The sequence below is a fragment of the Mesorhizobium sp. M7A.F.Ca.CA.003.01.2.1 genome (assembly GCF_003998945.1).
GTDB lineage: Bacteria > Pseudomonadota > Alphaproteobacteria > Rhizobiales > Rhizobiaceae > Mesorhizobium > Mesorhizobium ciceri.
This window is the reverse complement of sequence record NZ_RZRA01000409.1, coordinates 1-4,786: the sequence shown is the minus strand read 5'-3', so window position 1 is coordinate 4,786 and position 4,786 is coordinate 1. Positions and strand designations below refer to the sequence as shown.

The 4,786-nt window shown below is 61.4% G+C and carries 4 protein-coding genes; 2 read left to right on the top strand and 2 right to left on the bottom strand.

Annotated elements, in window-relative coordinates:
• The first annotated feature begins 56 nt into the window (after positions 1–56).
• A complete protein-coding gene (locus EN969_RS17375) occupies positions 57–1,937 on the top strand; it encodes a cellulose synthase catalytic subunit (RefSeq protein WP_013532501.1) in 1,881 nt (626 codons plus the stop codon).
• 291 nt (positions 1,938–2,228) lie between these two features.
• A complete protein-coding gene (locus tag EN969_RS17370) occupies positions 2,229–2,636 on the top strand; it encodes a hypothetical protein (protein WP_013532500.1) in 408 nt (135 codons plus the stop codon).
• 159 nt (positions 2,637–2,795) lie between these two features.
• On the opposite strand, the gene EN969_RS17365 is transcribed toward EN969_RS17370, so the two are convergent.
• Complete coding sequence (locus tag EN969_RS17365) at positions 2,796–3,797, bottom strand: glycosyltransferase family 2 protein (RefSeq protein ID WP_244514345.1); 1,002 nt, start codon at positions 3,795–3,797, stop codon at positions 2,796–2,798.
• A gap of 44 nt (positions 3,798–3,841) precedes the next feature.
• A partial coding sequence (locus EN969_RS17360) for a lysylphosphatidylglycerol synthase transmembrane domain-containing protein (RefSeq protein ID WP_245467455.1) occupies positions 3,842–4,786 on the bottom strand: 945 nt, incomplete at its 5' end.

The following is a 4,786-nucleotide window of genomic DNA, read 5'->3' as shown; positions in this document are numbered from 1 at the left end:
GGGTTAGGCTCATCGGCCGTCGTTTGGCTGATGCTCGGGTGGCGGCAGTAAAGTGTATGAGTGTTTCCGCGGACGTGGGGATCATCGGCAGTAAGACCATGCCGAAACGGGGGCGTGGGGCAGCTCCGGGCAAGGCGGCGGAGAAGCCTCCTTTTCTGGTGCCCGTGCTGTCGGCCGCCCAGAAGCGGATCTGGAAGCTAGGACTTGCCTGCTGGTCGGTAACGTTCGGATTTTTCTGGTTCTGGTGGCTGCAGCCCGGGCACATCGAACACGTTATCCCATACATGCTGGCGACATTGACGCTCGTATGGCTGACATTCATGCCGATGTATTTTCTCTTGAACGTGCATGCGATGAAAAAGCCGTCCAGGCTTCACACGATCCCGAAGCATTCGCGTGTCGCGATGGTGGTGACCAAGGCTCCGTCAGAGCCGTTTTCCGTGGTTGCGCGAACCCTCGAGGCAATGCTGGCGCAGGACTGTCCGCATGATACCTGGCTGGCCGACGAGGACCCGTCCGAGGAAACGATTGCCTGGTGCGATGCCCATAACGTCATGATTTCGACGCGGCGCGGGCGGGAAGATTATCACCGCAAGGTGTGGCCCCGCCGGACGCGCTGCAAAGAGGGAAACCTGGCCTTCTTCTACGACCACTATGGTTATGAACGCTATCACTTCGTCGCTCAGATGGACGCGGACCACGTCCCGACACCAACCTATCTCAGGGAAATCCTGGTTGCCTTTGCCGACCCGGCGGTTGGCTATGTATCGGCGCCGAGCATATGCGACAACAATGCCGCTGAAAGCTGGTCGGCACGCGGCCGGCTGTTCCCGGAAGGGATGTTCCACGGACCTTTGCAGTCCGGCCACACGGGCGACGGAACGCCGCTCTGCATCGGCTCGCACTATGCCGTGAGAACCGCAGCGCTCAAGCAGGTCGGCGGCCTTGGCCCGGAACTGGCCGAAGATCACTCGACGTCCATGCTGTTCATTGCGGCTGGTTGGCGCGGTGTGCATGCCATAGACGCCATTGCCCATGGCGACGGCCCGCAAACCTTTGCCGATCTTGTCACGCAAGAGTTCCAGTGGTCGCGGAGCCTGATGACGATCATGCTCGAATACTCGCCCATATACCTTTCCAAGGTATCGCCACGGCTGAAATTCCAGTTCCTGTTCCGCCAGCTCTGGTATCCGCTTTTCGCCGTATTTTCGCTTCTCATGTACATCATGCCGATATACGCACTTATTACGGGTCAGAATTTCGCCAATGTGACGTATATTGACTTCCTTCTATACTATGCGCCGAACTCGATTTCGCTGATTGTGCTGGTGATGCTGTTGAAGTCCTTCGGGCTGTCGCGCCCACTGACCGCCAAGACGATCAGTTGGGAGGGAATGTTGTTCTCATTCTTCGCTCGTTGGCCGTGGGTGCTGGCGGGCACGCTGTCGTCGATCCGCGATTATCTGACCAAGTCGTTCGTCGATTTTCGCGTTACCCCCAAGGGCAGCGGCCCGAAAAACCTGCTGCCTGCCCGCGTTATTGTTCCCTATGTGGTGCTTGCAATGGGAGCTTCGCTGCCGGTCCTTCTTGTAGACCGCGCCTCGGACGCCACCGGCTTCTACTGGTTCGCTGCCTTCAATGCGTTCGTCTACGGATTGCTTGTGGTCGTGATCATCACCAGGCACCTCGTGGAGAACAAAATTTCGTTGCGTTGCAATGCCGCGAAACTCACCTTGCAGGCCTCGCTCGCTGGCGTTGCGCTCTTCGTCCCGGGCGCCGCGTTCTGTGACCGCGGCCTGGAAGGCATATATGGGCTCCAGCAGGGGGCAGGCGGTATGCGCATCGTCAGCGTGGCCTACCCGGTTTCCGGAGCCGGGCGCGGCGGGAGCGGAACCCGCACATTCCATCTTGACCCCGCCTGGAATCCGCCACGCTGACGCCGACAGGCGTCCGTGCGCAAACAACTCCCCTGAACCGCATTTGCCTTGATAGCCGGCCGGCAAGCTGTGGCAGGACCAGGCACGAGCCCAAAAGGTCAAATTTTAATAATATCCGGTCGAGTGCCGAAAGACCGCGCTCATCATATCGTTTGCATGATATTTAATAAGTCTCCCCTAATATACAGCCCATGATGTGAGTGGCGATGGGTCACTCGCGTGGTGCGGAAAGCAAATAAGAGCAATATATCTCCGCGCTCCAGCGACTTGTATTTCATGGCAGGGATAGCGATGAACAAAATAATGGAAAGAGGGGCAAGGCTCGGCAAGAAACATGCCTGTGCATTTGCCGCGGTTGCATTGATCTCGATGATGTCCGGTTGCCAAAGCATGGATGCCACCAAGACGAGCTCGATCGGCACCAAGCCCGTGGTTCATTCGCTTGGCCAGAGGGTGCACTACGCCAAGGACAAGCGGCTGCATCTGATCAACCGCAAACCGCTCACCAAGATGACCAACGTGACGCGTACGAGGGAGGAGGCCTATGCGGCCTTCGTGCGGCCGCAGCGGGTCGGCAGGCCGGCGACGGTGAAGGTCTCCTACAGTCTGGGCAATGGCGGCCCGCTCCTGGGTCATTCGCCCTGGATATGTGGTCCGAGCGGTTTCGGCCAGCGCGCCAGCTGCCGTTCGCGTTACTAAGCCATCAGACCTGAAGCGCGGCCGATTTGACTGCTGCCGGGTCTTTGCCGGGGGGCGCGAGTGGAGGGCGGGAGGTTTGCGCAGACGTTGCGCTTTGCCTCTTGCCCTCCAACCGCCATGCGTTCGTTAGGCGCGGACCTCCGTGGCATTCCGATCAGGTCACGATGCTCGGCCCGGGGCGTGCCAGCCGTCATTGTCGCCGCCCGGCGGCCGTGGCCGCGCGACATAGGCCGATGCTCCGTTCGCCTCGTGATAGACGCGTGCCAGCATTTCCGCCAGCACGCCCGACGTCACCATCTGCACCCCGGCGATGAGCATGAAGAAGCCGGTGAACAGCATCGGGCGTGTTCCGATGTCTTCGGCGAAAAACAGCTTCAGGCAAAGCAGGTAGGCAAGGATCAGCGAACCCAGCGCGCCAAGCACGATGCCGATGCCGCCGAAGAAATGTCCCGGCCGTGTGCGATAGCGCATGAAGAAGTACATGAACACCAGATCGAGCACGACCCTGAAGGTGCGCGAAATGCCGTATTTGGACTGGCCGTGGATGCGGGCATGGTGCGTCACCACCTCCTGCGCGATGCGTCTGGGGGTCGTCACCGTGGCCAGCCATGCCGGGATGAAGCGGTGCATCTCGCCATAGAGCTTGACGCTGCGGATGACGTTGCCGCGATAGACCTTGAGGCTGCAGCCATAATCCTTGAGGCGCACGCCGGTGACGCGCGCGATCAGCGCGTTGGCGATGCGCGAGGGCAGCCTGCGCATGAAAAAACCTTCCTGGCGGTCCTTACGCCAGCCGACCACCAGGTCGAGATCCTCGCTCAGCAGGCGATAGACCATGCGGGGGATGTCGTAGGGATCATTTTGCAGGTCGCCGTCGATCGTGGCGATGACGTCGCCGCGCGCCGCGTCGATGCCGGCCTGCATCGCGGCGGTCTGCTTGTAGTTGCGCACCAGTTCGACCGCATGCACATGCGAGCCGTAATGCGCTGCAAGGCGCCTGATCTCGCTCACCGTCGCGTCGGTGCTGCCGTCATCGACCAGCACGACCTCCCAGGGCTGGTCGTAGCGTTCCATCGCCTGGTGGATCCGTGCCAGCAGCGGCTCGACGTTTTCGGCCTCGTTGTACATGGGGACGACGATGGACAGCGTATGGTTCGGCATTACCGCGCCGTCAGGCAGTCCCGAAGCAGGGATGGGCAATACGTTCATTGGGATGGCTTCCTTGCAGGTCCGACAGCCGGATTTCCCGGCAGCGTCGATTTCGAGGGAAACAGCCAGGCGATCGCACCCGTGGCGATTGCCGAGCAGAAGATGAACAGGTGCAGCGCCAGCGCCGCCTGCAAGCCATTCTTCATCGTGATTCCGGAGGTGAGCAGCGCCGCCGCTGCTCCCGCTTCATAGGTGCCGAAGCCGGCGACGCCTTGCACCGGCAGTATGGCGGCTCCTTCGGCCCCAACGACGCCTGGAAAGGCGGTCGAAAAGGATGTCCCCAGCAGCATTGCCAACAACCATCCCTGCACAGTGAGCTTCAGCGACCAGTTCGCGATCGTCCACCACCAGCCATAGCGCGAGCGTCCGGTTGCTTCGGTGAACACATCTCGGAGCTTGCCGAGCTTCGCCACGATCTTGCCGCGGCCGGCCCAGTCATGCGGTGCACGCGCCCAGCGCGGCAGGTACCAGGCGGCGACGATCAAGACGGCCCCGCCCGCAATCCTAATCGCCGGATGCAGGCCCGGCCACACCGCCAGGGCGAGCACGCCGACGACGAAAGCGTCCTGCAGTCTGAACCACAGCAGTGAGGCGCTGGCGCGCATGATCGGTATGCCGAAGACCTGGCGCAGGAGCAGGGGAAAGGCCGTCTCGCCGCCGCGAAAGGGCACGACGTTGATCATCGCATTGTGGATCAGAATGACGCGCAGGCAGGCGCCGAAGCGGCCATGCACCTCGTCGCGGAACTCGTCGCAGACGCGCAGCGCACGCAAGACATAGGTGGCGAAGAACGCGATCGTCGCCACGGCGAAGGTGCCGGGCGTGATGCGGGCAAAGGCGTCGCCGACCATGCGCCAGCGCGAGTCGCTGGCGAGCCAGGCCAGCAGGGCCAGCGTCACAATGATCGAAATCGCTCGTTTCAACAATTCCTCCGGTCGCAA

What these genes read in the sequence shown, in the direction of transcription:
- EN969_RS17375 (WP_013532501.1), top strand. Translation starts at nt 57, where the DNA reads ATGAGTGTTTCCGCGGACGTGGGGATCATCGGCAGTAAGACCATGCCG.
- EN969_RS17370 (WP_013532500.1), top strand. Translation starts at nt 2,229, where the DNA reads ATGAACAAAATAATGGAAAGAGGGGCAAGGCTCGGCAAGAAACATGCC.
- EN969_RS17365 (WP_244514345.1), bottom strand. Translation starts at nt 3,797, where the DNA reads ATGCCGAACCATACGCTGTCCATCGTCGTCCCCATGTACAACGAGGCC.